Source organism: Pseudomonas sp. GM21, assembly GCF_000282215.1.
Taxonomy (GTDB): domain Bacteria; phylum Pseudomonadota; class Gammaproteobacteria; order Pseudomonadales; family Pseudomonadaceae; genus Aquipseudomonas.
The window spans coordinates 1-26237 of sequence record NZ_AKJS01000019.1; the positions used below are offsets into that span (position 1 = coordinate 1).

The following is a 26237-nucleotide window of genomic DNA, read 5'->3' on the forward strand; positions in this document are numbered from 1 at the left end:
GAGCGAAACCGCCAGTCGCCGTTACCGCAAAAACGGATATGCCCCCCCATAACAATTTCACCCCCAAAAACGACCACTCATCCCAAAGCGATACAAAAACACATGCGACACGATATTTTGTGTTTGATATTAAATTCTGTATCGCTTATAAAGTTCTCCATGCCTTCAAACAGAATAAAGGCGGGAGACCCCCCATGTACGCACAGCTCGTAGAAACCGGCGTAAAGCGCATCAAAGACCTGTCGGAGATGTCCGAACAGGAACGCGCCTTCCAGGAAAAAATCGATTCAGAAATCAAGATCGAAGCCAAAAACTGGATGCCTGATGCCTATCGCCAGACCCTGATCCGGCAGATCTCCCAGCACGCCCACTCGGAAATCGTCGGCATGCTGCCCGAAGGCAACTGGGTCACCCGCGCACCAACGCTCAAACGCAAACTGCAATTGATGGCCAAGATTCAGGACGAAGCCGGCCACGGCCTGTACCTCTACAGCGCCATGGAAACCCTGGGCGCCGACCGCGATGAAGAAATCGCCAAGCTGCACAGCGGCAAGGCCAAGTATTCGAGCATTTTCAATTACCCGACGCTGAACTGGGCCGACATGGGCGCGGTGGGCTGGCTGGTGGACGGTGCTGCCATCGTCAACCAGGTGGTATTGCAGCGCACGTCCTACGGCCCCTACTCCCGGGCCATGGTGCGCATCTGCAAGGAAGAAAGTTTCCACCAGCGCCAGGGCTACGAAATCCTCCTGACCATGATGCGTCACGGTAATCAGGCGCAAAAAGACATGGTCCAGGACGCGATCAACCGCCTGTGGTGGCCGTCGCTGATGATGTTCGGCCCAAGCGACGAACACTCGCCGAACAGCGCCCAGTCCATGGCCTGGAAAATCAAGCGCCAGAGCAACGACGAACTGCGCCAGCGCTTCATAGACCAAACCATCCCGCAGCTGGAACTGCTGGGCTGCACCTGCCCTGACCCGGACTTGAAGTGGAACGCCGAAACCGGTCACTACGACTTCGGCGAGATCCAATGGAGCGAATTCTACGAAGTGCTCAAGGGCAATGGCCCGTGCAACCAGGAACGCGTCACCACTCGCCGCAAGGCGATTGAAGACGGTGCCTGGGTTCGTGAAGCCGCCGTCGCCCACGCCCGCAAACAACAGAACAAGAACGCCGCCTGATCGGCCACCTGATGTGGAGTCATTGAAATGTCTGAATGGACCCTTTTTGAAGTCTTCGTGCGCAGCAAGCACGGCCTCAACCACAAGCACGTTGGCAGTGTCCACGCCGCCGACACCACCATGGCCATCGAAAACGCCCGCGAGTTGTATACCCGTCGCAGCGAAGGCGTGAGCCTGTGGGTTGTGCCGTCGGCACTGATTACCGCTTCGTCGCCGGATGAAAAAGACCCGCTGTTCGATCCGTCGGACGACAAGGTCTACCGCCACGCCAGCTTCTACGAGCTGCCGGCCGAAGTCGGGCACATGTGAGGTCGACCATGAATAACCAGACTGATCTGATCGAATACCTGCTGCGCCTCGGCGACAGCGCCCTGATCCAGGGCCAGCGCCTGTGCCAATGGTGCGGCAAGGCCCCGGCACTGGAAGAAGAACTGGCGTTGATGAACGTCGGCCTCGACCTGGTGGGCCAGGCGCGCAACTGGCTGGATTACGCCGCCGAACTGCTGAACGACGGCCGCGATGCCGATGACCTGGCGTTCCGCCGAGATGAGCGTGCCTATCGCAACCTGTTGCTGGTCGAACAACCGAACGGCGATTACGCGGTGACCATCCTCAAGCAATTCCTGTATGACGCCTGGCACCTGTCAGTACTCAGCGGCCTGAGCCAGTCCAGCGACGAACGCATCGCCGGGATTGCCGCCAAAGCCGTCAAGGAAGTCACCTATCACCTGCGCCGCTCCGGCGAGTGGGTCGAGCGCTTGGGCGACGGTACAGAAGAAAGCCATCGCAGGATGCTCGACGCAATCCCTGAGGTTTGGCGTTTCACTGTCGAACTGACCAGCGCTGATGACAGCGAACAACGCCTGTGCGACGCCGGCATCACCCCGGACACCGCGCAAGTCGCCGCTGCCTGGCAAGCCAAGGTCAACCAGATTTTTGCCAGCGCCACCCTGCCCGTACCGGCCGCGCCGAGCTATTTCTACCTGAATGCACGCAAGGGCCTGCACACCGAGCACCTGGGCATTCTGCTGGCCGAAATGCAGTTTTTGCCACGAGCGTACCCCGATGCGACCTGGTGAGCTGATCGCCAGCGACCTCGGCGCCCGGCCGGCACAACCGACCGACCTGGCGGCCGCGTGGGCGACCCTGGCGCAGGTCATGGACCCGGAAGTGCCGGTGGTCAGCGTAGTCGACCTCGGTATCGTGCGCGATCTCGACTGGCAGGCCGGGCACTTGCACGTGGTGGTCACACCGACCTACTCCGGCTGCCCCGCTACTGAAGTGATCGAAAGCGATATCCGCGAGGCTCTGGAGCTGGCCGGGTTCAAGGCGCCGCAACTGGAACGCAAATTGACCCCGGCGTGGACCACCGACTGGATCAGCGCCAGTGGTCGTGAACGCCTGCGCGCCTACGGCATCGCACCGCCCGAGGGCAGCACCAGCAAGCGCAGCCTGCTCGGCGAAAGCCCGGTGATCCTCTGTCCGCAGTGCGGCAGCGCCCACACCGAAGTGCTCAGCGAGTTCGGTTCCACCGCGTGCAAGGCGCTGTACCGCTGCGTCGATTGCCGGGAACCGTTCGACTATTTCAAGTGCATCTGAGCGGCAATCGGCCGTCCCAGCTGGAGAACAATAATGAGTAAATTTCACAGCCTGACCATCAAGGACGTGCGCACCGAGACCCGTGACGCGGTGTCCATCGCCTTCGAGATTCCGCAGCACCTGCAAGACAGTTTTCACTTTACCCAGGGCCAGCACCTGGTGATGCGCACTCAGCTGGATGGCGAAGAAGTACGCCGTTCCTACTCGATTTGCACCGGGGTCAACGACGGTGAACTGCGCGTCGCTATCAAGCGTGTGTCAGGCGGGCGGTTTTCGGCGTTTGCCAATGAGCAATTGAAAGCCGGGCATAGCCTGGAAGTCATGCCGCCCGCCGGGCATTTCTGCGTCGAGCTCGATCCGGCTCGCCATGGCAATTACCTGGCCGTCGCGGCCGGCAGCGGCATCACACCGATCCTGTCGATCATCAAGACCACCCTGGAAACCGAACCGCACAGCCGCGTCACGCTGCTGTACGGCAACCGTTCCAGTTCCGGTGCCTTGTTCCGCGAACAACTGGAAGACCTGAAAAACCGCTACTTGCAGCGCCTGAACCTGATCTTCGTGTTCAGCCGCGAGCAGCAGGACGTTGACCTGTACAACGGCCGGATCAACGCCGAGAAATGCGAGCAACTGTTCTCCCGCTGGCTCGACGTCAAAACCCTTGATGCGGCGTTCATTTGCGGCCCGCAGGAAATGACTGAAACCGTGCGTGACAGCCTCAAGGCCAAGGGCATGGCGTCGGAACGCATCCACTTCGAATTGTTTGCAGTCGCCGGCAGCCAGCAAAAACGTGAAGCCCGCGAGGCCGCCCGGCAATTCGATGCGGCGGTCAGCCAGATCACCGTTATCAGCGACGGTCGCGCCCTGGCTTTCGACCTGCCGCGCAACAGCCAGAGCATCCTCGACGCCGGCAACGCCCAGGGCGCCGAACTGCCCTACTCGTGCAAGGCCGGCGTGTGCTCGACCTGCAAGTGCAAGGTCATCGAAGGCGAAGTGGAAATGGACAGCAACCACGCCCTGGAAGACTACGAAGTGGCCGCCGGCTACGTGCTGTCGTGCCAGGCGTTCCCGATCAGCGACAAAGTGGTGCTGGATTTCGACCAGCTCTGAGCACTTGGCACCACGAGCCCCCGTAGCAGCTGTCGAGCCCCAGCGAGGCTGCGTTCGGCTGCGAAGCCGTCGTAAACCCTGGGTGCCCGGTTTTCCTGATGCACCGCAGTGCCTGACTTCACGACTGCTTCGCAGCCGAACGCAGCCTCGCTGGGGCTCGACAGCTGCTACGGGGTTCAAACGAAAAATCTGTTCCACCCCACAACAAAAACAACAAAAGAGAACGCGCCATGACACCCCAAGACGTAGAACTCATCCGCCAGAACCCGGATTTCATCCAGCTGGTACGCCGCAAACAGAACCTCTACTGGTCGCTGTCGCTGATCATGCTGGTGATCTATTTCGGCTTCGTTTTGCTGGTGGCGTTTTCCCCCGCCACCCTCGGCCAATCCCTGAGCGGCGGCGTAACCACCGTGGGCATGCTGGTGGGTGTGGTGATGGTGGTGCTGGCCTTCGCACTGACCGGTTTCTACGTCTATCGCGCCAACCACGTGATCGATCCGCTCAACGAAAAACTGAAGCAGGAGTGCGCCCAATGAGCCGTTTTCACGCGTTATTCCTGCTGCCACTGGCCTTTGTCGCTGACTTTGCGGCAGCGGCCGACGGCGCGACCCGTCCGCTGAACTGGAACGCGATCGGCATGTTCCTGGTGTTTGTGCTGTTCACCCTCGGTGTGACGCGCTGGGCCGCGTTGCGCACTCGTTCCGCCAGCGATTTCTACACCGCGGGCGGTGGCATGACCGGTTTTCAGAACGGCCTGGCGATTGCCGGCGACATGATTTCCGCGGCGTCCTTCCTCGGCATTTCCGCGATGATGTTCCTCAATGGTTATGACGGTCTGCTGTACGCACTGGGCGTGTTGGCGGGCTGGCCGATCATTCTGTTTTTGATTGCCGAACGTTTGCGCAATCTGGGCAAATACACCTTCGCCGACGTGGTCTCCTATCGCCTGGAACAAACCCCGGTGCGCCTGACCTCGGCCTTCGGCACCCTGACCGTGGCCCTGATGTACCTCGTGGCGCAGATGGTCGGCGCCGGCAAGCTGATTGAGCTGTTGTTCGGCATCGATTACCTCTACGCGGTAATGCTGGTGGGCGTGTTGATGGTGTTTTACGTGACCTTCGGCGGCATGCTCGCCACCACGTGGGTGCAGATCATCAAGGCCGTCATGCTGCTGTTCGGCACCACCTTCATGGCCTTCATGGTGCTCAAGCATTTCGGCTTCAGCACTGAAGCGATGTTTGCCGGTGCCACGGCCGTGCACGCCAAGGGCAACGCGATCATGGCCCCCGGCGGCTTGTTGTCGAACCCCATCGATGCGATCTCGCTGGGACTGGGCATGATGTTCGGCACCGCCGGCCTGCCGCATATCCTCATGCGCTTCTTCACCGTCAGCGATGCCAAGGAAGCGCGCAAAAGCGTGTTCTACGCCACGGGTTTCATCGGCTACTTCTACTTGCTGCTGATCATCGTCGGCTTCGGCGCAATCGTCATGGTCGGCACCGATCCGGCGTTCCGCGATGCCAGCGGCGCGATCATCGGCGGCGGCAACATGATTGCCGTGCACCTGGCTCAGGCCGTGGGTGGCAACCTGTTCCTCGGCTTCATCTCGGCGGTCGCCTTCGCCACCATTCTGGCAGTGGTTGCGGGATTGGCCTTGTCCGGCGCTTCGGCGGTGTCCCACGATTTGTATGCCTGTGTGATGCGCAAAGGTCAGGCCACTGAGCAGCAGGAAATCCGTGTCTCGCGAATCGCGACGCTGTGCATCGGTGTCCTGGCCATCATCCTTGGCTTGTTGTTCGAATCGCAGAACATTGCCTTCCTTTCCGGCCTGGTGCTGGCCATCGCCGCGTCGGTGAATTTCCCGGTGCTATTCCTCTCGATGTACTGGAAAGGCCTGACCACCCGTGGCGCGGTCACCGGCAGCCTGACGGGGTTGATCTCTGCGATTGTCCTGCTGGTGCTGAGCCCGGCGGTGTGGGTCAACGTGATGCATCACGACAAGGCGCTGTTCCCTTATTCCAACCCGGCGTTGTTCTCCATGAGCCTGGCATTTGTAAGCGCCTGGGTGTTTTCCGTCACCGACACCTCACCCCGAGCAACCCTTGAGCGTGGCCGGTATCTGGCGCAGTTCATCCGTTCCATGACCGGCATCGGTGCCTCTGGCGCCAGCAAGCACTAATTAACGATCGATCTGATGTCAGGGAACAAAAATAATGAAGCCCGCGTTTACAGCATCCCGAGAAACACTGTTTTCGTTAGCCGCCGCATTGAGCCTGCCCATGGTTGCCCCCAGCGCCATGGCTGACTTCATCGACGACAGCAAGGCCCGTATTGAAATGCGCAACTTCTACATCAATCGCGATTTCCGTCAGGACAACGCGCCGCAATCCAAGGGCGAGGAGTGGGCGCAGGGCTTCACCGGGCGCATCGAGTCCGGGTATACCGACGGAACCTTCGGCTTCGGTCTGGATGCGCTCGGCGAGCTGGGGTTGAAACTCGACGCCAGCCCGGATACCCGTGGCACCGGGCTGCTGCCCTTTGGCCCGAACAGCCATGAGCCTGCGGACGAATACAGCGAACTAGGGCTGACCGGCAAGCTGCGTGTGTCCAAAAGCGTGTTGAAGCTCGGCACCCTGCAACCCTTGCTGCCCGTGGTGAGTTACAACGACACCCGCCTGCTGGGTTCGACCTTTGCCGGCGGCTTGCTGACCAGCCAGGAAATCAATGGCCTGACCGTCAATACCGGGCGCCTGACCAAGGTCAATCTGCGGGACTCCTCCAACAACCAAGACGTCGGCTACGCGGCCGCCAGCAGTGATTACTTCAACTTCGCCGGTGGCAGCTACGCCTTCACCCCCCAACTGAGCCTGAGCTATTACTACGGCGAACTCGATCAGATTTATCGCCAGCAATTCGCCGGCCTGGTGCATACCCAGCCCTTGGGCAACGGTTTCAACCTGCGCAGTGACATTCGCTACTTTGACAGCCGCGGCGATGGCGCCGAGCGTGCCGGGCGAATCGACAACCGTAACTTCAACAGCATGTTCAGCGTGTCCCATGGCGCCCACAAGGTCAGTGCCGCCTACCAGCAGTTGTCCGGCGACAGCGCCTTTCCGTTCCTCAACGGCGGCGATCCGTACGTGGTCAACCTGGTGACCTTCAACACCTTCACCCGTGCCGAGGAAGATTCCTGGCAGCTGCGTTACGACTATGACTTCGTGGCCCTGGGCGTTCCCGGCCTGACCTTCATGACCCGCTACACCGACGGCGACCACGTCAAAGCCGGCAACGTCGACAACGGCCGCGAATGGGAACGCGACACCGATATCAGTTACGTCATCCAGAGCGGCGTACTCAAGAACGTCAACATTCGCTGGCGCAACGTGACCTTCCGCTCCGGCAATGGCTTGACCACCGACCTCGATGAGAATCGGCTGATTGTCGGTTACACCTTGGCGCTTTGGTAATGCCTGACTCGCGCGGTTGCGGCCGCACCCACTTTTTCATCCCCCACTTTTCACACCCTGAGGAGCAATCGTGATGCCTCACGCCCCTACCCTGCAAAGTTTCATCGCCGGTCGCTGGATCGGTCAACAAGGTGCCCAGGTACTGCGTAGCGCCATCGACGGCCATGAGATTGCGCGTACCCACGAAGAGCGTCCGGACTTCGCCGAAGCCGTCGAACACGGTCGCCGTCAAGGCATCAGTGGTTTGATGGCGCTGGACTTCCAGCAACGCGCCCAGCGTCTCAAGGCCCTGGCCTTGTACCTGAGCGAACGCAAAGAACAGCTCTACGCGATCTCCCACCACAGCGGCGCGACCCGTGCCGACAGCTGGATCGACATCGAAGGCGGTAACAGCACCCTCTTCACTTACGCCAGCCTCGGTTCGCGGGAATTGCCGTCGGGCAACATCGTCCACGAAGGCCCGGCGATGCAGTTGAGCAAGCTCGGCACCTTCGCCGGTACGCACATCCTGGTGCCACGCGGCGGCCTGGCCGTGCACATCAACGCCTTCAACTTCCCGATCTGGGGCATGTTGGAAAAATTCGCACCGAGCTTCCTCGCCGGCATGCCGTGCATCGTCAAACCGGCCAGCGCCACCAGCTACCTGACCGAAGCCGTGGTGCGCCTGATGGACGAATCCGGCTTGCTGCCCGCGGGCAGCTTGCAGTTGATCATTGGCAGCACCGGTGATTTGCTCGACCGTCTGCAAGGCCAGGACGTGGTGACTTTCACCGGTTCCGCCGACACCGCCGCCAAACTGCGGGTCAACCCGAACCTGATCCGCAACTCGGTGCCGTTCAACGCTGAAGCCGACTCGCTGAACTGCGCGATCCTCGCCCCGGACGTGACCCCGGATGACGAAGAGTTCGAGCTGTTCATCAAGGAAGTCGCTCGGGAGATGACCACCAAGGCCGGGCAGAAATGCACCGCCATCCGCCGCGCGATCGTGCCGGCCAAACACATCGACGCGGTCGCTACCCGCCTGCGTGATCGCCTGAAGAAAGTCGTGGTCGGCGACCCGTCGGTGGAAGGCGTGCGCATGGGCGCACTGGCCTCCCACGATCAGCAAAAAGACGTCGCCGAGCGTCTGGAAAGCCTGTTGCAGAGCAGCGATCTGCTGTTCGGCGCCCGCGACGGTTTCGAACCGCGCGGTGAAAACGTCAGCCAGGGTGCGTTCTTTGCGCCGACCCTGCTGCAAGCCCGCGACCCGCATGCCGAAGGCGGCGCACACGACATCGAGGCGTTCGGCCCGGTCAGCACCCTGATGGCCTACTACGATCTGGACGAAGCACTGGCTCTGGCCGCGCGCGGTAAAGGCAGCCTGGTGGCGAGCTTGATCACCAAAGATCCACAGATCGCCGCCAAAGCGATCCCGGTGGCAGCAGCCTGGCACGGCCGTTTGCTGGTGCTGGACCGCGAGTCCGCAGCCGAATCCACCGGCCATGGTTCGCCATTGCCGCAACTCAAGCACGGCGGCCCGGGGCGTGCCGGCGGCGGCGAAGAACTCGGCGGCTTGCGTGCGGTGAAACACTACCTGCAACGTGCGGCGGTGCAAGGTTCGCCGACCATGTTGGCGGCAGTGACCGGTGAACACGTGCGTGGCGCCAAGGTTATCGAAACCGAAGTGCATCCGTTTCGCCGGTTCTTCCAGGATTTGCAGATCGGTGAATCGCTGCTGACACATCGTCGCACCGTGACCGAAGCCGATCTGGTGAACTTCGGCTGCCTGTCCGGCGATCACTTCTACATGCACTTCGACGACATCGCCGCCAAGGAATCGCAATTCGGCAAACGTATTGCCCACGGGTACTTCGTGCTGTCGGCGGCGGCTGGTTTGTTCGTGTCGCCTGCGCCTGGGCCGGTGCTGGCCAACTATGGTCTGGATACGTTGCGCTTCATCAATCCGGTAGGGATTGGCGACACGATTCAAGCGCGGTTGACGTGCAAACGCAAAATCGACCAAGGGAAGAAGAGCCCGCAAGGCATTCCGCAAGGGGTGGTGGCGTGGGATGTGGAAGTCACTAACCAACTGGGGGAACTGGTGGCCAGTTACGACATTTTGACCCTGGTCGTGAAACGCGAGGATTGATTTTCCATTGATCGTTCCCACGCTCTGCGTGGGAATGCAGCCCGTGACGCTCCGCGTCACAGCGGACGCAGAGCGTCCATAGAGGCATTCCCACGCAGAGCGTGGGAACGATCACTGAGTAACGATCAGTGCTGGCGCAACCACTCGATAAACAGTGCAAACAGTTCTGACTGCGACCCGACTTCCAGCTTCAAATACAGGTTCTTGCGGTGCATGCGCACCGTCTCCGGCGAGATGCTCATCTGGCTGGCCGTGGACTTCACCGAATGCCCCCTGAGCACCATGTGCGCCACCTCCCGCTCACGCTCGGTCAGCACGTCGCAGCCAAAGTTTTCGAAGGCGGACTGCACCCGTTGCTTGAGATTGTCACTTTCAATGACTGCGCTATGTGCCAGGCCGCGACGGCCAAACTCGCTGATAAATTCCCGAACCAATGGCTCAACCGCCCGCAACAGATTCAGCTGTTCCGCCCGCAGACTTTCCCCGCCAAAACCCTGAAACAGACTGACCGAAACCTGGCTGTCCGGGCCGGTATCGATCAGGTAAAAACTGTCCTCGGAACACCCGGCCTTCAAGTAATAAGTCTTGTAGTACTCCGTATCGAAGAAGTTGTCCGGGGCGATTTCCTCCAGGTGATAAAACCCTTCGGCCAGCCCCTGCTCCACCGCCAGGCAAAACGGGTCGAGCAAGTAGCCACCGGAAAAATAGCGGTCGATGATCGAGTCCCGATACTGCTCCGGGATACCGCGCTGGTACAGCAACTGCGGCGCCCGGTCCTTGTGCTCCAGGCTGATCATCACCGATTCGATGGATACCAGATGCCCGAACGCCGACGCCAGGTAGTGCAGCGCATCAGGCGCGTCGACATGGGCGAATGCCTCGCGCATGTCGCCGTGCCATTTATGCAAGGCCCCGAAGGGCAGTGCGATTAGCGTATCGTCGTCGGGTTTGCTCATGCCCCGCAGTCTAGCGGGAGAACCGACGCCGGGTAACCGCCGATTGAGCGAACTCATTGCCCGAAGTACTGGCCGCTTTTTTCCAGCTCGGCGGCCACTTCAAGAATGCACACCCGCAGGATCTCGACGATTTCATCGACCTGGGCACACGTCAGGATCAGCGGTGGCGACATCACATTGAGGTGCATGATCGGCCGCACCAGCAAGCCTCGGGCCTGGGCCCGGGAGTGGATCATCTCGCCAATGTTGATCTCATCGGCGAACAACGCCTTGGTGCGCTTGTCGGCGACGAACTCCACGCAGGCCATGAGCTTCTGGCAGCGCACATCGCCCACCAGCGGCAAGTCGCTGAGGGTCGCCAGTCGCTCTTCCAGGTAAGCGCCGACCACGTCGACATGCTCCAGCAGCTGTTCCCGTTCAATGATCTCGATATTTTTCAGCGCCGCCGTGCAGCACACCGGGTGGCCGCTGTAGGTGAAACCGTGGGTAAAGCAGCGGCCCTTGCCCGGCTCGGCGATGACTTTCCAGATGCGGTCGGAAAAGATGCACGCACCCAGCGGCAGATAAGCGGACGTCAGCCCTTTGGCCGTGGTGATGATGTCGGGCTGCACATCAAACAGGTCATAGGAGGCGAAGAACTTGCCCAGGCGCCCGAACGAGGTCACGACTTCATCGGCGACAAACAGAATGTCGTAGCGCTGGCAGACTTCCCACATGCGCTTCAGGTAGCCCTTGGGCGGAATGATCACCCCGCCCGAGCCCATGATCGGTTCGGCGAAGAAGCCTGCGACCTTGTCCGCTCCGATGGCGAGGATCTTGTCTTCAAACTCTTGGACCAGAAATTCGAGAAAATTTGCCTCGTCCATCCCGTCCGGCGCGCGGTACGGGTTGGGGTTGGAGACATGGTGAATCCGGTCATTGGCGTAATCGAATTCCGGCACGCGGTCTGCAGCCTTGTTGCCGATCGACATCGTCAAAGTGGTGGAGCCGTGATACGCGTTAAACCGGGCGATAACGTGCTTCTTTTCCGGTTTGCCACGGCAGTTCTGGTAGTACTGGATCAGCCGGTACGCGGTGTCCACGGCGGTCGAGCCGCCCGTGGTCAGGAACACGTGATCGAGATCGCCGGGGGCCAGGCTGGCGAGCTTTTCGCACAACTGGATGGCGACGTTGTTGGACATGTCGGAGAACGGATTCGAATACGCCAGTTGCCGCACCTGATCAGCAATCGCCAGCGCCATTTCTTCGCGGCCCAAACCGATGTTGGTGCACCACATGCCGCCGACTGCGTCGAGAAAACGGTTGCCCTGCGCGTCGTAAATGTAGGCGCCGTCACCGGACACGATGTTCAGCGCGCCCTGCTCGGCGTGCTCGTCGAACATGTGATAGCCGTGCATGTAGTGAGCCTTGTCGGCCTTGATCAAACGAGCATCATCAACCGCTGGCAGTACTTTCAACGTTGGAGTAGCCATACAAAAACCTCGAACCGAAGGGGTTATACGTTCAGATCCCGCTCTTCACCGTGCTCCAGACGCGGGTAATGGCGCGCATCTCTTTGGCGTCCTGAGTCTTTTGCGGAAACAGCCGCTGGCGGGTTTCGTCATCGGGGTAAATCGCCGGATTGCTGCGCACATCGGCATTCAACAAAGGCGTGGCCGCCTCGTTGCTGTTGGCGTAATGGATGTAGTCGGTCACGTCCGCCATCACTTGTGGCTGCATCAAGTACTCAAGGAATTTGTGCGCATTGGCCACGTGGGGCGCATCGGCTGGGATATACATGTTGTCAAACCAGATCAGTGAACCTTCCTTGGGAATGAAATAGGCCAGGTTGATATTCAGCTTGGCTTCTTCGGCGCGGGCCATGGCCGTTGCGTAGTCGCCTGACCAGGTCATGGCCATGCACACATCGCCATTGGGCAGGCTGGTCAGGTAGTTGACCGAGTCGAATTTTTTAATGTACGGCCGAACCGACAGCAGCAGTTCCTGCGCGGCTTTCAAGTCTTCCGGCGCGGCACTTCGCGGGTCGCGTCCCAGGTACTTCAAGGCCAGTGGAATCACTTCGGTGGGCGCATCGACCAGGGTCACCCCGCAATCGGCGAAGCGCGAGACGATTTTCGGGTCGAAAATCATCGCCAGCGAACCAATCGGCGCGTCCGGCATGCGTTCCTTGATCTTGTCGACGTTGTAAGTGATGCCGTTGCTGCCCCAGGTGTAAGGCGCGGAATACAGGGTTCCGGCATCAAAGCCCTGCAAGTCCTGCAAGACTTTCGGATCCAGATTGGCCCAGCCCGGCAGCAACTTCTTGTCCAGCGGCTGGAACACTTTGGCTTTGATCAACGGCGGCGCAAGGGAGGCGTTCAACACCACCAGATCGTAACCGGAGTGCCCGGTCAGCAACTTCGCCTGGACGGTTTCGTACGCATCAAAGGTGTCGTAAATCACCTTGATCCCGGAGGCTTTCTCAAAGTCGGCCAGGGTTTTTTCGCCAATGTAGTCCGCCCAGTTATACAACCTGAGCGTATTGTTTTCGTTCACGTCGGTGGCGGCGTGAGCATTGAGTGTCAGCGGAACAAGCAACAGACTGGAAATCACCAGGAGGGCCTTGCGCATAGCAAATTCACCTTATCAAGCGAAGTCGGTTCTGGATGACCGGTTGCCCCCACTATTGAGCGATTGGGCCAACGGCACCATACCCCGAATGGGTGTGTGAGCCGTTTGCCAGCAATCGCGGCGGCCAAACATGGCAAAAAGCAGCAGTTTCGTTGACTCGTTTTGTCATAGCTCCCAAGCCGGCCGGGCGCTTAGAGTGGCTGCCGGACAAAACAGGCGGGGCATTCCATGAGTGAGCTGATCAAACAGGATCAAAACGAAGGCGTTTTGACGCTCACGCTTGACCGCCCCGACAAGCTCAACGCACTGAATAACAGCCTGTATACGCAGTTGGCTGATCTGCTGCTGGCCGCGGACGAAGACGACGGCATCGGCGTGATCGTCCTCACGGGCGGCACCACCTGCTTTACCAGCGGCAATGATCTGGCAGATTTTCTCGAACATCCGCCGACGCATCTGGACAGCCCGGCGTTTCGCCTGATGAACGTTGCCATCCACCTGCAAACACCGTTGATCGCGGCCGTTTGCGGAGCAGCCATCGGCATTGGCACTACCCTGCTGCTGCATTGTGATCAGGTTCTGGTGACGCGAAACGCCAAACTGCGCGTGCCGTTTGTGAACCTGGGCCTGTGCCCGGAGTTCGGTGCGAGCCTGTTGTTGCCGCGCCTGCTCGGCCACGCCCGCGCCGCTCGTCTGCTGCTGTGGGGCGACAGCCTCGACGGCGCCGCGGCGGTTGCCTGTGGACTGGCCAACGAACTGTTCGACGACGGGCAACAATGCCTCGACGCCGCACAGCACCTGGCTCGCCGGTTGTTGGCGTTGCCGCAGGATTCGGTACGCCAGACCCGGCAACTGCTCAAACAGGCATCGTTGCCGGAGTTAAAAGCCACCATTCGTCAGGAAAACCTGTTGTTCATTGAGCGTCTCAAGACACCTGAAGCGCAAACAGCGTTGACCGCCCTCCTTATTCGCAGTACAGAAAAGCATTCACCAAGAGGAAAGCCGTAATGAACACCCCGGATATTTTTGTTGTCAGCGCCGCACGTACCGCCATTGGCACCTTTGGTGGTTCGCTCAAAGACGTTCCGCTGGTCGACCTGGCGACCACGGCTGTCAAAGCCGCCCTGCAACGCTCCGGCGTAGATCCGGCGCAAGTTGGCCATCTGGTGATGGGCAGCGTGATCCCGACCGAAACCCGCGATGCGTACATCTCCCGGGTCGCCGCGATGAACGCCGGCATCCCGAAAGAGACCCCGGCCTACAACGTCAACCGCCTGTGCGGTTCCGGCCTGCAAGCGATCATCAATGCCGCGCAAACCCTGATGCTGGGCGATGCCGACATCGCCATCGGCGCCGGTGCCGAATCCATGAGCAGTGGCCCGTACCTGATGCCTGCCGCCCGTTGGGGTGCGCGCATGGGCAACGTCCAGGCCATCGACTACATGCTGGGCATCCTGCATGACCCGTTCCATGGCATCCACATGGGCATCACCGCCGAGAACGTCGCCGCACGCAACGGCATCACCCGTGAGATGCAAGACGCCCTGGCCCTGGAAGACCAGAAGCGCGCCGCGTTCGCCATCGCCAATGGCTACTTCAGCGAGCAAATCGCCGCAGTAGAAATTCGTGATCGCAAGGAAACCAAGCTGTTCAGCGTCGACGAGCACCCACGCGCCACCTCCCTGGAACAACTGGCCGGCATGAAGCCAGCGTTCAAGAAAGACGGTACGGTGACTGCAGGCAACGCCTCCGGCCTGAACGATGGCGCCGCTGCGCTGGTCATGGCCACCGGCGCCGCCGTGCAAGCCAACAACCTGCGCCCGATGGCCCGTCTGGTCAGCTATGCCCACGCCGGTGTTGAACCGGAACTGATGGGTCTTGGCCCGATCCCTGCCACACGCCTGGCACTCAAGCGTGCCGGCCTGACCGTCGCCGACATGGACGTGATCGAAGCCAACATCGCCTTCGCCGCCCAAGCCTGTGCCGTCAGCCAGGAACTGGACCTCGACCCGGCCAAGGTCAACCCGAACGGTTCGGGTATCTCCCTGGGTCACCCGGTCGGCGCGACTGGCGCGATCATCGCCACCAAAGCCATCCACGAACTGCATCGCACCAACGGCCGTTATGCGCTGGTGACCATGTGCATCGGTGGTGGTCAGGGGATTGCAGCGATTTTCGAACGCGCTTAAGTGTCAACGCGATGCCCGGTGCTATGCCGGGCATCGCAGCCGCTTGATGATTTCTTTCATCAACTGGTCGCAATCCATCAATACCGCCCCTTCCTCGCGCCCTAGATTAACTCCCAGAGCCAGTTGCCGTGCCGTGCGGCCAGCCCCTGTGGAGATCGCCCCATGCAAAACTTCCAAGCCCGCAAACAGCAAAGCCCCGTCGAGGGTTGGGATCATCAGGACCCGGAAGAAGCCTTCACCCTGCCCTCCCGTTATTTCTACGACGAGACCTTGTTCAAGGCCGAGCGCGACAACATTTTCATGCACGCCTGGCACGTCGCCGGGCACGTGAGTGAATTCGCCGAGCCGGGCCAGTACGTGGTGACGGATCTGTTTGATCAGAGTGTGGTGGTGGCGAAGAACCGTCAGGGGCAGATCCATGCGTTCCACAACGTTTGCCAGCATCGTGGCAACCGCTTGCTCGAAGACCGTCGCGGCACCACCGGCGGCGTGGTGCGCTGCGCTTACCACTCGTGGTGCTATGAAATGGACGGCACCCTGCGCAGCGCCCCGCGTTGCGAAAAAATGAAGAACTTCGAGTTGCAGCAGTTCAACATCCCGCAGATCCGCACCGAAGAAATGGGCGGCTTCATTTACTTCAACCTCGACCCGGCGGCACCGTCGTTGCGCGACTTGTTCCCCGGTGCCGATGAGGAAATGCACCGGGTATTTCCAGACCTCGCCAACATGCGCCTGATCGAGGAGCAGGACGTGATCGTGCCAGCCAACTGGAAGGTGATCATGGACAACTCCATCGAGGGCTATCACTTCAAGTTATCGGGACCGTGCCACATCGACCTCGCCAGGTTGATCGATTTCAAAGGCTATCAGTTGACCAAACGCGACAACTGGTGGACCTACATCGCCCCGGCCAACCTCTCGGTGACCGAAGCCTATGGCGTGCCGCTCAAACCCGACGTTAACCCGGACGAATGCTTCTTCAACATCGGCATGTGGCCGAACAACACCTTCTACACCTTCCCGTTTTCTGAGTTTCTGGGCTCCTTCATCATGATCCCGCTGGACGCCGAGCGCTCGCTGCTGCGTTTTGGCTACTACACCAACAATGCAGAAACGGCGGCGGTCAGTGAATCCTGCATGAAATGGATGAACGAAGACCTGGGACCGGAAGACATCGCGCTAAACATCTCGGTGCAAAAGGGCTTGCGTTCACTTGGCTACGACCAGGGCCGCTACATGATCGATGCCCAGCGCAGTAATGAAAGCGAGCATTTGGTGCATCACTTTCACCGGCTGGTGTTCAACGGCATACACGGACCGTCGTCGATCTGAGCCAGTCGGTTCAACACAGTCCTTGTGGGAGCGGGCTTGCCCGCGAATGCGGTGTATCAGACAAACAAATGTCGACTGACACTCCTTCATCGCGGGCAAGCCCGCTCCCACAGGTTTTGTGTAGCGATCTTTCATTTATGGAGCACACCAAACCATGGCCGATCATGCGTTTGATTACCTGATTGTGGGCGCCGGATCTGCGGGCTGCGTGTTGGCCAACCGCTTGGGCGAAGACCCCAGCGTGCGGATTCTGTTGCTGGAAGCCGGCCCGGCGGACAAGAGCTGGACCATCGACATGCCCTCGGCCGTCGGCATTGTGGTCGGCGGTACGCGCTACAACTGGAGCTATACCTCCGAGCCAGAACCGTATCTGGACGGTCGTCAAATTGGCACGCCGCGAGGCCGAACGCTGGGCGGTTCGTCCTCGATCAACGGCATGGTCTACATCCGCGGCCATGCCCGGGATTACGACGGTTGGGCCGAACAAGGCTGTGACGGCTGGAGCTACCGGCAGGTGTTGCCGTACTTCAAACGCGCGCAAACCCATGCCGATGGCGCGGACGATTACCGAGGCGCTTCGGGGCATCTGCATGTCACGCCGGGCGATACCGAAACGCCGTTGTGCGCGGCATTTCTCGCAGCGGGCGCCGAGGCCGGATATGGCTTGAGCTGTGATTTGAATGGCTATCGACAGGAAGCATTCGGGCCGGTGGATCGCACCACGCGCAACGGAAGACGCTGGAGCACGTCGCGGGGGTATCTACGCGAGGCACTGGCGCGCGGCAATGTGCGGGTGATCACTGACGCGCTGGCATTGCGCATTGTGTTCGAGGGCAAGCGCGCCGTCGGCATCGAGTATGAACAGAGCGGCAAGACTCATCAGGCCCACGCCCAGCGCGAAGTGGTGCTGACGGCTGGCGCGATCAATTCGCCACAGCTGTTGTTGTTATCGGGCATCGGCCCGGCGGCTGAATTGCGCGACCTGGGAATCACCGTGAAGCATGATCTGTCCGGCGTCGGCAAACGACTCAACGACCACCCCGACACGGTCGTGCAATACCTGTGCAAGCGGCCGGTATCGCTTTATCCGTGGACCACCGCGCCAGGCAAGTGGTGGATCGGCGCGCGCTGGTTCGCCACCCATGACGGGCTGGCGGCGAGCAACCATTTCGAGGCCGGTGCGTTTATCCGCTCGCGAGCCGGTGTCGAACACCCCGATTTGCAGCTGACCTTTATGCCACTGGCGGTCAAACCCGGTAGCGTTGATCTGGTGCCAGGGCATGCGTTTCAAGTACACATCGACTTGATGCGCCCCACCAGCCTGGGCAGCGTAACCCTGAACAGCGCCGACCCTCGACAGCCGCCGCGCATCCTGTTCAATTACCTGAAAACCGAGCAGGATCGAACCGACATGCGTGCCGGGGCGCGACTGGTACGCGAGATTATCGGGCAACCGGCAATGGCCGCGTTCAAAGGTGAAGAACTGGTCCCCGGCCCCGCCGCACAAAGTGACGAAGCGCTGGACGCCTGGGCCAGACAGGTTACGGAAACCGGCTACCATGCCAGCGGCACCTGCAAGATGGGCCCGGCTGGCGACCCACAAGCTGTGGTCGACCCGCAACTGCGTGTGCACGGTCTCGATGGACTGCGCGTGGTGGATGCGTCGATCATGCCGGTGATCGTCAGCGGCAATACCAACGCGCCGACGGTGATGATCGCGGAAAAGGCCAGCGATATGATTCGCGGACTGCAACCGCTACCGCCCATGGACGCGCCGGTATGGATTCATCCGCAATGGCAAACACGGCAACGATGATGTTTGAACCCAGAGATCACTCATGAGCAATCAACCGTCCGACAGTACAACGCCCCCCGAAACCCGTTTCACCTGGCGGCGCGGCGACAGTGCGCCGTTGCGGGTCGCGGTGTTGCTGTTGCCGTCGTTTTCCAATTTCGGCCTGGCCGCGGTGCTGGAGCCCCTGGCCATCGCCAATTGGCTGAGCCAACGGCCGATTTTCGAATGGACGCTGTTGTCGCTGGACGGCGAACCGGTGCAGGCCAGCAATGGCTTGATCACCGTGGCGAACCACGGCCTGCGGGCCGATCAGGGGTTTGATGTGTGCCTGGTGATCGCCAGTTTTGATGTGCACAAACACAGCCGCAACCTGGCGTTGAAGAGTTGGCTGCGCAAACAGGCACTGTTCGGCGCGGTGTTGATGGGGGTGGAAACCGGCACTGAACTGCTCGCCGCCGCCGGCGTGCTCGATGGCTATGAAGCCGCGGTGCATTGGGACAATCTTCAAGGCTTTCAGGAAAGTTATCCGCGGGTGCTCGCCAAGCCTCAGCTCTACACCCTGGAGCGTCAGCGCATGACATGCGCCGGCGCGACCACCACGCTGGACATGCTGCTGAGCTGGATCGGGCAAAGCGTCGACAGCGATCTGGCGCGGGAGATCGGCATGCATCTGCTGATGGGCCAGGTGCGTGCACCGGCGGACAATCAACTCGACAGCGGCCTGACTAACTCCGGGATGCAAGGCAGCAAGATTCGTCGCGCGGTGCAGTTGATGGAAAAGGCGCTGGAAGAACCGCTGGACTGCGAGGCCATTGCCAATCAGGTCGGCCTTTCGCGCCGGCAACTGGAGCGCCAGTTCAAACATCAGACCGGGCTCTCGCCGCTCAAATACTACATCACCTTGCGCCTGGCCAAGGCCCACAGCCTGTTGCAACAAACCCGCTTGAGCGTGGCGCAAGTGGCGGCGTGTTCCGGGTTCGGTTCGCTGGAGCATTTTTCGCGTACCTATCGCGCCCGTTTCGGCTGCCCGCCCAGCGAAGACCGCAGCCAGGTCTGGACCGCCCCGGTGATGCGCCAGCCGTTAAGCAAGGCGCATCGTCCGGTCGAGGCCGACTGAATTCACGTCCGATACCCGGCCTCCTCTTCGTCCAGAATTCCCATCAATGCGCTGAAATGCTTGTCGGCAAAGCCTGGATAGTCGAGCCACTGCTGGCAGGTCTTGCGCGCTATTTCATCGCTGGCAATGCGCAATTCGCGGCCGGTTGAAAGCGCGGTGATGTAGGTCTCGCAAGCGCGTTCGAAGTAATACAGATCATCGAACGCTTGAGCAATGGTCGGCGCCGCGACCAGCACGCCATGGTTGCCCATCAACAAAATCGGTTTGTCCCCCAGCAGATGGCTCACGCGCTCGGCCTCATCTCCAAGGCCCATGCCGTCGAAGCCGTCGTCGATGGCCACCCGTTCGAAGAAACGCATCGAATTTTGCTCAATCGGCGGCAACCGTGAATCCGCCAGGCACGCCAGCGCCGTCGCGTACTTCGAATGGGTGTGCAAGATGCAACGGGCGTGCGGCTGGTTGCGATGCAAGGCGCTGTGCAAGGCCCAGGCGGTGATGTCCGGCGCGTCCGGACGGTCGAGGCTGGCTGGGTCGTCGGCGTTCACCAGCAGCAGGTCGCTGGCCTTGATCGTGGAAAAATGCTTGCCGTAGGGGTTGATCAAGAACTCGCGACCGCCCCCCGACACCGCCACGCTGAAGTGATTGGCGATGGATTCGTGCAGGTTCAAACGCGCGGTCCAGCGAAACGCGCAGGCCAGGCGGATTCTCAGTTGCTCGACAGCTTGATTCATCGCATCCCCTCTCGGCTCGTTTGTCGGTTGCTGGCAGTGTAGAGAACCGGGTTGCGTGCACTTGACGGGAAGCGACACGGGTTGCCGTTCTGACACGAACGCACAACCGTCGAAAAACGGCACGCTTATGCCGCGTTTGATCAAGAGCAGCACCAGCGGCACCGCCATAGTGACGGCCACGACCCACTGGGCTGGAGACGCAAATGCAGCAGATTCCGTTGTTTATCGCCGGTGTTTGGCAAGCGCCGCAGGCGGCGCGATACCGCGATGTGATCAACCCGGCCACCGAGGACGTACTGGCGCAGGTGGCCTCGGCCGGCCCCGTAGATGCGCAACAGGCAATCAGCGCCGCGCGCGTTGCTTTCGACAGCGGGCCGTGGCCGACGATGGCGGTTACTGAACGGGCGCAACTGATGCAACGGATCGCCAGCTTGATCGAACAGGACGCCTCGAATCTGGCACGCCTGGAAACCCTCAACGCTGGCAAGACCCTGAGTGAAAGCCTCGGCGACATCGGCAATGTGGTCGCCACGTTTCGCTACTACGCGGCCTTGCTTGAAACCGAAAGCGCCAGCGTCAACAACCACGCCCCGGCGCATGTCATCAGCTTCAACCAGCGCGAACCGGTGGGCGTGTGCGCCTTGATCGCGCCGTGGAATTACCCGTTGCTGCAAGCGGTCTGGAAAATCGCCCCGGCCCTGGCCGCCGGCAACACCGTGGTGTTCAAACCCAGCAGCCTGACGCCGCTGACGGCGCATCGGCTGACTGAATTATTGATTGAAGCAGGTCTGCCGCACGGCGTGTTCAATTTACTCTGCGGCCCCGGTGACGTCGGTGAACTGCTCGCCGCCAGCCCTGACGTGGACCTGGTATCGCTGACCGGCGGCGCGGGTGCTGGCGGCAAGGTCATGCGCGCGGCCACGGGCAATTTCAAGCGTGTGGCGCTGGAGTTGGGCGGCAAGAACCCGAACATCGTGTTCGCCGACGCCGACTTCGAAGTGGCGCTGGATCAAGCGCTCAACGCGGTGTTTTTCAATGCCGGGCAGATCTGTTCCGCCGGTTCCCGGTTGCTGGTGGAGGACAGTATTCACGAGCGCTTTGTCGACGCCTTGCAGCAACGCATCGAGAAAATCCGCCTGGGCGACGGCCTTGATCCGCTGACGCAAATGGGCCCGCTGATTTCCGCCAGCCAGCGTGATCAGATCCTGACGATGATTGCCGGTGCCGTCGAGCAAGGCGCGAGGTTGCGCGCTGGCGGCACGATTCCCGAGCAGTTCGAACGCGGCTTCTGGTTGCGCCCGACCTTGCTCGATGACGTGACGTGCGAAATGCAGATCGCCCGGGAGGAAATCTTCGGTCCGGTGATCACTGTCGAGCGTTTCAGCGGCGAGGCACAGGCGCTGAAATTGGCCAACGACACGCCTTATGGCCTGGCAGCCGGCGTATGGACCCGGGATATCGGCAAGGCCTACCGCATGGCCAAACGGCTGCGGGTCGGCACCTTGTGGATCAACGACTACAACGCCGCATTCCCACAGGCGCCGTGGGGTGGCTTCAAGTCCAGCGGCATCGGGCGCGAACTGTCCCGGGCCGGGCTGGATGAATTCACCGAACTCAAGCACATCTACCTCAACACCGAACCGGCGCCGCTGAACTGGTTCGGTGTCTGACGTTTACCTCCAAGGAGTCGTCCCTATGAAAGCCTTGCTCTTGCTTGCGTCGATCACTCTGCCGCTACTGGCCCAGGCAGCGGAACCGGAGTCCTGCGCCACGGTACGTTTTTCCGATGTCGGCTGGACCGACATCAGCGTCACCACCGCGATCGCCAGCGAAGTTCTGGAATCGCTGGGCTATAAAACCAAAACCACCCTGCTGTCGATTCCCGTGACCTATCGCGCCCTGTCCTCTGGTAAAGAACTGGACGTATTCCTGGGCAACTGGATGCCCACCACCGAAAACGACATCAAGCCCTTCCGCGACGCCGGCACCGTGGAAACCGTGCGCGCCAACTTGCACGGTGCCAAATACACCTTGGCCGTGCCCGACTACGTCTACGACGCCGGGCTGCATGATTTCGCCGACATCGCCAAATTCAAGGACAAACTCAAAGGCCAACTCTACGGCATCGAACCCGGCAACGACGGCAATCGCCTGATCCAGAGCATGATCGACAAAGACGCTTTCGGGCTGAAGGATTTCAAAGTCGTGGAATCCAGCGAAGCGGCAATGCTCTCGCAACTCAAACGCTCTACGCGCAAGAACGAGTGGATGGTGTTCCTCGGCTGGGAACCGCACCCGATGAACACCCGCAACAAGATGAAGTACCTCAGCGGCGGCGACGAGTACTTCGGCCCGAACTACGGCCAGGCCACGGTCTACACCAACGTGCGCAAGGACTACCTGAAGGAATGCAGCAACGTCGGCAAACTGCTGCAAAACATGGAGTTCACACTGGCCATGGAGAATCAGTTGATGGACGCGGTATTGAATCAGAATCAGAAACCAAGGGCGGCGGCGAAGGCGTGGTTGAAGGCTAATCCGGCGGTGCTGGAGGCTTGGTTGACGGGGGTGAGCAGTCGGGACGGACAGGATGGGATTAAGGTTGCCAGTGCGCGGTTGGCTCCTTAACAAGCCATAACACTATCTGTAGCGGCAGGCGGTGCCTGCTGCTACAAAAATTGCGTTACCGCAGAAATGCAAGACGCATCCTGGTACCCACATTTCTTAAACAATTGATCAGCCTTTCTTTCTGCCGGAGTGACCTGACGACCGGCATAAAAAATCAATTGCCAGTAAATATTACCTGCGTCATATTACATGCGTAATAAACACCCGTTTTTCACAGGTAACCCCCCATGACCAGCATGCCCAGCCTCGAACCCGACCTTGCTGTCCCGGTGAGCGCACCCAAGCCTCCCCTGCTCAAACGGTTGATCCTGCTGACGGCCGTCATCGCAGCCCTGGCGTCTGCCGGGCTGTATGCGAGTCACTGGTGGACGGCCGGTCGTTTCATTGAAGAAACCGACGATGCCTACATCGGCGGCGACGTCACGGTCATCGGCCCGAAAGTCGCCGGGTATATCGAGGAAGTACTGGTCACCGACAACCAGGCAGTGAAGGCCGGCGATGTGCTGATTCGCCTCGACGCCCGCGACTACCGCGCGAATCTCGCCAAGGCCGAAGGCGCGGTCGCCGCCGAAGAAGCTTTGCTGGCCAATCTCGACGCCACCGAACAATTGCAGTACGCGGTGATCGGCCAGGCCCGCGCCGGGATCGATGCCGCTGGCGCGGAAACCGCCCGCTCTCGGGATGACAATGCCCGCTACAAAAAACTGGTGAACAGCAACGCTGTCTCGGTGGAAAGCGCACAACGGGCCGATGCCACGTTCAAGACCGCTCAGGCGCACAGTTCGCGGGCCCAGGCTGAACTACTGGCGGCGCAACGTCAGCTGAACGTGATCGACACCCAGAAACAGCAAGCCCGCGCCGCGCTGATGCAGGCTCGGGCCGAACGGGATCTGGCGCAGTTGAATGTGGGTTACACCGAACTCAAGGCCCCGGTGGATGGCGTGATCGGCAATCGTCGGGCGCGAACCGGCGCCTATGCGCAGGCCGGTTCGCAGTTGTTGTCGGTGGTGCCGTCCAGTGGTTTGTGGGTCGATGCCAACTTCAAGGAAGATCAGCTGGCGCGGATGATTCCGGGCCAACGGGTGATCATCCATGCGGACGTGCTCTCGGGGCAGGAATTCCATGGTCATCTGGGCAGCCTCGCACCGGCCAGTGGCTCGCAGTTCAGCGTGCTGCCACCGGAAAACGCCACCGGCAACTTCACCAAGATCGTCCAGCGAGTGCCGGTGCGCATCATCCTCGATCCGGCCGACGGTGTGCTCGGCCACCTGCGTCCCGGCCTGTCGGTGACGGCTGAAATCGACACCCGCAAAGACGCTGAAACCCCAGTTGTGGCCAGCACACCATGAGCCGCGTCCTCGCCGTCCCCGCGCAACCGTTCAATGCCGCCGACATGGCGACGGCGACGAAGGTGTTCGCCTTCGCCAGCATGTGTATCGGTATGTTCATTGCGCTGCTGGATATTCAGATCGTTTCGGCCTCGTTGCGAGACATCGGCGGCGGGCTCTCGGCTGGTACCGACGAAACGGCGTGGGTGCAGACCAGTTACCTGATCGCCGAAATCATCGTGATTCCACTCTCGGGCTGGCTGTCGCGGGTGTTTTCGACCCGCTGGTTGTTCTGCGCGTCGGCGGTCGGTTTCACCTTGGCCAGCCTGTTGTGTGGCATCGCCTGGAACATTCAGAGCATGATCGCCTTTCGGGCGCTGCAAGGTTTTCTCGGCGGTTCGATGATCCCGCTGGTGTTCACCACCGCGTTCTTTTTCTTCACCGGCAAACAACGGGTCATTGCAGCCGCAACCATCGGTGCCGTGGCCTCGCTGGCACCGACCTTGGGACCGGTGATCGGCGGTTTTATCACCGACATTTCGTCCTGGCACTGGCTGTTCTATATCAACCTGGTGCCGGGGATTTTCGTCGCCGTGGCCGTGCCGATGCTGGTGAAAATTGACCAGCCGGACTTGTCGCTACTCAAGGGCGCGGACTATCTGAGCATGGTGTTCATGGCGCTGTTTCTCGGCTGCCTGCAATACACCCTCGAAGAAGGCCCGCGCTGGAACTGGTTCAGCGACAGCACCATTCTCACCACCGCCTGGATCAGCGGCCTCGCCGGTCTGGCCTTCATCGGCCGGACCTTGCACGTGGCCAATCCGATCGTCGATTTACGCGCCTTGAAGGACCGTAACTTCGCCCTCGGCTGTTTCTTCTCGTTCGTCACCGGGATCGGCCTGTTCGCCACCATTTACCTGACACCGCTGTTTCTCGGCCGGGTACGTGGCTACAGCGCACTGGACATTGGTCTGGCGGTTTTCTCCACCGGGGTGTTCCAGATCATGGCGATTCCGCTGTACGCCTTTCTGGCCAATCGCGTCGATCTGCGCTGGATCATGATGGCTGGCCTTGGCCTGTTCGCCTTGTCGATGTGGGATTTCAGCCCGATCACCCACGACTGGGGCGCCAGGGAATTGATGTTGCCGCAAGCGTTGCGCGGAATTGCCCAGCAACTCGCGGTGCCACCAGCGGTGACCTTGACCTTGGGTGGCCTCGCACCGGCGCGGCTCAAACATGCGTCAGGTTTGTTCAATCTGATGCGCAACCTGGGGGGCGCCATCGGCATCGCCGCCTGCGCGACCATCCTCAACGACCGCACCAACCTGCATTTCACCCGGCTGGCGGAACACCTCAACAGCACCAACGAAGCGCTGAATCAGTGGATGTCGCAGGTCGGCAACAACTTCACCGCCCTCGGCCTCAGCGGTGACACGGGCGTCACCGCGAGCCTGCATCAGCTCTGGCTGTTGACCTACCGCGAAGCCCAGACCCAAACCTATGGCGACGCTTTTTTGATGATCATGGTTTGTTTCATTATTGCCACGGCGATGGTGCCCCTTATGCGCAAGGTGCAACCACCGGCCGCGCCGTCAGCGGATGCTCATTGATCATGCCTGAGGCATTTTGCGGAACCCAATCGCCAGGCGGTTCCAGGCGTTGATGGTGGTAATGGCCACGGTCAGGTCGACCAGTTCTTTCGGGTTGAACTCGGACGTTGCCAGTTCGTAGTCCTCGTCCGGCACATGGGTCTGGCTCACCAGCGTCAAGGATTCGGTCCAGGCCAGTGCCGCGCGTTCACGTGGGGTGAAGAACAGCGTTTCGCGCCAGGCCGACAGCGTGTACAGACGGCGCTCGTCTTCACCGCCCTTGCGGGCATCGGCGCTGTGCATGTCGAGGCAGAAGGCGCAGCCGTTGATTTGCGAGGTGCGCAGCTTGACCAGTTCGATCAGGTTCTTTTCCAGCGGCAGTTTCGAAACAGCGGTTTCCAGGGCGATCATGGCTTTGAGCGCATCCGGGGAAGCGGTGTAGAAATCGATACGAGGTTTCATGGCGGACTC

At 60.6% G+C, this 26237-nt stretch carries 23 protein-coding genes; 18 read left to right on the top strand and 5 right to left on the bottom strand.

Annotation, left to right across the window (positions count from 1 at the left end):
* Positions 1 to 194: 194 nt before the first annotated feature.
* The 9 genes from paaA (at position 195) to paaZ (ending at position 9491) form a co-directional block, all read left to right on the top strand.
* Positions 195 to 1184, top strand: a complete 990-nt coding sequence (gene paaA, locus PMI22_RS24545; RefSeq protein WP_007943392.1) for a 1,2-phenylacetyl-CoA epoxidase subunit PaaA — start codon at positions 195 to 197, stop codon at positions 1182 to 1184.
* Positions 1185 to 1211: 27 nt separating this feature from the next.
* Complete coding sequence (paaB, locus tag PMI22_RS24540) at positions 1212 to 1493, top strand: 1,2-phenylacetyl-CoA epoxidase subunit PaaB (protein WP_007943393.1); 282 nt, start codon at positions 1212 to 1214, stop codon at positions 1491 to 1493.
* Positions 1494 to 1501: 8 nt separating this feature from the next.
* Positions 1502 to 2263, top strand: coding sequence for a 1,2-phenylacetyl-CoA epoxidase subunit PaaC (gene paaC / locus PMI22_RS24535; RefSeq protein WP_007943394.1), 762 nt, complete (start codon positions 1502 to 1504; stop codon positions 2261 to 2263).
* Positions 2250 to 2783: a 1,2-phenylacetyl-CoA epoxidase subunit PaaD gene (paaD, locus tag PMI22_RS24530; RefSeq protein ID WP_007943395.1), complete on the top strand. Its 534-nt coding sequence runs from the start codon at positions 2250 to 2252 to the stop codon at positions 2781 to 2783. Before paaC ends, paaD begins: the two co-directional genes overlap by 14 nt.
* Positions 2784 to 2816: 33 nt before the next feature.
* Positions 2817 to 3893 carry a 1,2-phenylacetyl-CoA epoxidase subunit PaaE gene (gene paaE / locus PMI22_RS24525; RefSeq protein ID WP_007943396.1) on the top strand — a complete coding sequence of 359 codons (1077 nt, stop codon included), beginning with the start codon at positions 2817 to 2819 and terminating at the stop codon, positions 3891 to 3893.
* 230 nt (positions 3894 to 4123) lie between these two features.
* Positions 4124 to 4432, top strand: coding sequence for a DUF485 domain-containing protein (locus PMI22_RS24520; RefSeq protein ID WP_007943397.1), 309 nt, complete (start codon positions 4124 to 4126; stop codon positions 4430 to 4432).
* On the top strand, positions 4429 to 6075 hold the full coding sequence (locus PMI22_RS24515; RefSeq protein ID WP_007943398.1) for a cation acetate symporter: 1647 nt from the start codon (positions 4429 to 4431) through the stop codon (positions 6073 to 6075). Before PMI22_RS24520 ends, PMI22_RS24515 begins: the two co-directional genes overlap by 4 nt.
* Before the next feature lie 34 nt (positions 6076 to 6109).
* Positions 6110 to 7363: an OprD family porin gene (locus PMI22_RS24510; protein WP_007943399.1), complete on the top strand. Its 1254-nt coding sequence runs from the start codon at positions 6110 to 6112 to the stop codon at positions 7361 to 7363.
* Positions 7364 to 7436: 73 nt separating this feature from the next.
* Positions 7437 to 9491 (top strand): phenylacetic acid degradation bifunctional protein PaaZ, encoded by a 2055-nt coding sequence (paaZ, locus tag PMI22_RS24505; RefSeq protein WP_007943400.1) that lies wholly within the window; start codon positions 7437 to 7439, stop codon positions 9489 to 9491.
* Positions 9492 to 9616: 125 nt separating this feature from the next.
* Here the strand turns inward: paaZ and PMI22_RS24500 are convergent, their stop codons facing one another.
* Genes PMI22_RS24500 through PMI22_RS24490 form a run of 3 tightly spaced genes read right to left on the bottom strand, consistent with a single transcriptional unit; the run spans position 9617 to position 13057 of the window.
* Positions 9617 to 10504 (bottom strand): helix-turn-helix transcriptional regulator, encoded by an 888-nt coding sequence (locus PMI22_RS24500; RefSeq protein WP_007943401.1) that lies wholly within the window; start codon positions 10502 to 10504, stop codon positions 9617 to 9619.
* The gene (locus PMI22_RS24495; protein ID WP_007943402.1) at positions 10501 to 11919 is read right to left on the bottom strand and encodes an aminotransferase; all 1419 of its coding nucleotides are present in this window, start codon (positions 11917 to 11919) and stop codon (positions 10501 to 10503) included. The genes PMI22_RS24500 and PMI22_RS24495 overlap by 4 nt, the downstream gene beginning before the upstream one ends.
* A 31-nt stretch (positions 11920 to 11950) precedes the next feature.
* Positions 11951 to 13057 (bottom strand): polyamine ABC transporter substrate-binding protein, encoded by a 1107-nt coding sequence (locus tag PMI22_RS24490; RefSeq protein ID WP_007943403.1) that lies wholly within the window; start codon positions 13055 to 13057, stop codon positions 11951 to 11953.
* A gap of 228 nt (positions 13058 to 13285) precedes the next feature.
* Between PMI22_RS24490 and PMI22_RS24485 the strand changes: the two genes are divergently transcribed.
* The 5 genes from PMI22_RS24485 to PMI22_RS24465 all read left to right on the top strand — a co-directional run bounded on the left by PMI22_RS24485 (position 13286) and on the right by PMI22_RS24465 (position 19490).
* Positions 13286 to 14065: an enoyl-CoA hydratase-related protein gene (locus PMI22_RS24485; RefSeq protein ID WP_007943404.1), complete on the top strand. Its 780-nt coding sequence runs from the start codon at positions 13286 to 13288 to the stop codon at positions 14063 to 14065.
* On the top strand, positions 14065 to 15246 hold the full coding sequence (locus tag PMI22_RS24480; RefSeq protein ID WP_007943405.1) for an acetyl-CoA C-acyltransferase family protein: 1182 nt from the start codon (positions 14065 to 14067) through the stop codon (positions 15244 to 15246). The genes PMI22_RS24485 and PMI22_RS24480 overlap by 1 nt, the downstream gene beginning before the upstream one ends.
* Positions 15247 to 15408: 162 nt before the next feature.
* Entirely contained in the window at positions 15409 to 16578 is a 1170-nt protein-coding gene (locus PMI22_RS24475) for an aromatic ring-hydroxylating oxygenase subunit alpha (RefSeq protein WP_007943406.1), read from the top strand.
* A 154-nt stretch (positions 16579 to 16732) separates the two neighbouring features.
* Positions 16733 to 18394, top strand: a complete 1662-nt coding sequence (locus tag PMI22_RS24470) for a choline dehydrogenase (RefSeq protein WP_007943407.1) — start codon at positions 16733 to 16735, stop codon at positions 18392 to 18394.
* A gap of 22 nt (positions 18395 to 18416) precedes the next feature.
* Positions 18417 to 19490 carry a GlxA family transcriptional regulator gene (locus PMI22_RS24465; RefSeq protein WP_007943408.1) on the top strand — a complete coding sequence of 358 codons (1074 nt, stop codon included), beginning with the start codon at positions 18417 to 18419 and terminating at the stop codon, positions 19488 to 19490.
* A 2-nt stretch (positions 19491 to 19492) separates the two neighbouring features.
* On the opposite strand, the gene PMI22_RS24460 is transcribed toward PMI22_RS24465, so the two are convergent.
* Entirely contained in the window at positions 19493 to 20221 is a 729-nt protein-coding gene (locus tag PMI22_RS24460; protein ID WP_007943409.1) for a class II aldolase and adducin N-terminal domain-containing protein, read from the bottom strand.
* Positions 20222 to 20424: 203 nt separating this feature from the next.
* Between PMI22_RS24460 and PMI22_RS24455 the strand changes: the two genes are divergently transcribed.
* From PMI22_RS24455 to PMI22_RS24440, 4 genes are all read left to right on the top strand, one after another.
* Positions 20425 to 21891 carry an aldehyde dehydrogenase family protein gene (locus PMI22_RS24455; RefSeq protein ID WP_007943410.1) on the top strand — a complete coding sequence of 489 codons (1467 nt, stop codon included), beginning with the start codon at positions 20425 to 20427 and terminating at the stop codon, positions 21889 to 21891.
* Positions 21892 to 21916: 25 nt separating this feature from the next.
* Positions 21917 to 22849, top strand: coding sequence for a choline ABC transporter substrate-binding protein (locus tag PMI22_RS24450; RefSeq protein ID WP_007943411.1), 933 nt, complete (start codon positions 21917 to 21919; stop codon positions 22847 to 22849).
* 227 nt (positions 22850 to 23076) lie between these two features.
* Complete coding sequence (locus PMI22_RS24445; protein WP_007943412.1) at positions 23077 to 24198, top strand: HlyD family secretion protein; 1122 nt, start codon at positions 23077 to 23079, stop codon at positions 24196 to 24198.
* The gene (locus tag PMI22_RS24440) at positions 24195 to 25787 is read left to right on the top strand and encodes a DHA2 family efflux MFS transporter permease subunit (protein ID WP_007943413.1); all 1593 of its coding nucleotides are present in this window, start codon (positions 24195 to 24197) and stop codon (positions 25785 to 25787) included. Before PMI22_RS24445 ends, PMI22_RS24440 begins: the two co-directional genes overlap by 4 nt.
* On the opposite strand, the gene PMI22_RS24435 is transcribed toward PMI22_RS24440, so the two are convergent.
* Positions 25788 to 26228 (bottom strand): carboxymuconolactone decarboxylase family protein, encoded by a 441-nt coding sequence (locus tag PMI22_RS24435; protein WP_007943414.1) that lies wholly within the window; start codon positions 26226 to 26228, stop codon positions 25788 to 25790.
* Positions 26229 to 26237 lie beyond the last annotated feature (9 nt).

What these genes read in the sequence shown, in the direction of transcription:
- paaD (WP_007943395.1), top strand. Translation starts at nt 2,250, where the DNA reads ATGCGACCTGGTGAGCTGATCGCCAGCGACCTCGGCGCCCGGCCGGCA.
- PMI22_RS24490 (WP_007943403.1), bottom strand. Translation starts at nt 13,057, where the DNA reads ATGCGCAAGGCCCTCCTGGTGATTTCCAGTCTGTTGCTTGTTCCGCTG.
- paaZ (WP_007943400.1), top strand. Translation starts at nt 7,437, where the DNA reads ATGCCTCACGCCCCTACCCTGCAAAGTTTCATCGCCGGTCGCTGGATC.
- PMI22_RS24470 (WP_007943407.1), top strand. Translation starts at nt 16,733, where the DNA reads ATGGCCGATCATGCGTTTGATTACCTGATTGTGGGCGCCGGATCTGCG.
- PMI22_RS24510 (WP_007943399.1), top strand. Translation starts at nt 6,110, where the DNA reads ATGAAGCCCGCGTTTACAGCATCCCGAGAAACACTGTTTTCGTTAGCC.
- PMI22_RS24520 (WP_007943397.1), top strand. Translation starts at nt 4,124, where the DNA reads ATGACACCCCAAGACGTAGAACTCATCCGCCAGAACCCGGATTTCATC.
- PMI22_RS24460 (WP_007943409.1), bottom strand. Translation starts at nt 20,221, where the DNA reads ATGAATCAAGCTGTCGAGCAACTGAGAATCCGCCTGGCCTGCGCGTTT.
- PMI22_RS24435 (WP_007943414.1), bottom strand. Translation starts at nt 26,228, where the DNA reads ATGAAACCTCGTATCGATTTCTACACCGCTTCCCCGGATGCGCTCAAA.
- PMI22_RS24485 (WP_007943404.1), top strand. Translation starts at nt 13,286, where the DNA reads ATGAGTGAGCTGATCAAACAGGATCAAAACGAAGGCGTTTTGACGCTC.
- paaC (WP_007943394.1), top strand. Translation starts at nt 1,502, where the DNA reads ATGAATAACCAGACTGATCTGATCGAATACCTGCTGCGCCTCGGCGAC.
- paaA (WP_007943392.1), top strand. Translation starts at nt 195, where the DNA reads ATGTACGCACAGCTCGTAGAAACCGGCGTAAAGCGCATCAAAGACCTG.
- PMI22_RS24480 (WP_007943405.1), top strand. Translation starts at nt 14,065, where the DNA reads ATGAACACCCCGGATATTTTTGTTGTCAGCGCCGCACGTACCGCCATT.
- paaB (WP_007943393.1), top strand. Translation starts at nt 1,212, where the DNA reads ATGTCTGAATGGACCCTTTTTGAAGTCTTCGTGCGCAGCAAGCACGGC.
- PMI22_RS24500 (WP_007943401.1), bottom strand. Translation starts at nt 10,504, where the DNA reads ATGAGTTCGCTCAATCGGCGGTTACCCGGCGTCGGTTCTCCCGCTAGA.
- PMI22_RS24440 (WP_007943413.1), top strand. Translation starts at nt 24,195, where the DNA reads ATGAGCCGCGTCCTCGCCGTCCCCGCGCAACCGTTCAATGCCGCCGAC.
- PMI22_RS24475 (WP_007943406.1), top strand. Translation starts at nt 15,409, where the DNA reads ATGCAAAACTTCCAAGCCCGCAAACAGCAAAGCCCCGTCGAGGGTTGG.
- PMI22_RS24450 (WP_007943411.1), top strand. Translation starts at nt 21,917, where the DNA reads ATGAAAGCCTTGCTCTTGCTTGCGTCGATCACTCTGCCGCTACTGGCC.
- PMI22_RS24445 (WP_007943412.1), top strand. Translation starts at nt 23,077, where the DNA reads ATGACCAGCATGCCCAGCCTCGAACCCGACCTTGCTGTCCCGGTGAGC.
- PMI22_RS24515 (WP_007943398.1), top strand. Translation starts at nt 4,429, where the DNA reads ATGAGCCGTTTTCACGCGTTATTCCTGCTGCCACTGGCCTTTGTCGCT.
- paaE (WP_007943396.1), top strand. Translation starts at nt 2,817, where the DNA reads ATGAGTAAATTTCACAGCCTGACCATCAAGGACGTGCGCACCGAGACC.
- PMI22_RS24455 (WP_007943410.1), top strand. Translation starts at nt 20,425, where the DNA reads ATGCAGCAGATTCCGTTGTTTATCGCCGGTGTTTGGCAAGCGCCGCAG.
- PMI22_RS24465 (WP_007943408.1), top strand. Translation starts at nt 18,417, where the DNA reads ATGAGCAATCAACCGTCCGACAGTACAACGCCCCCCGAAACCCGTTTC.
- PMI22_RS24495 (WP_007943402.1), bottom strand. Translation starts at nt 11,919, where the DNA reads ATGGCTACTCCAACGTTGAAAGTACTGCCAGCGGTTGATGATGCTCGT.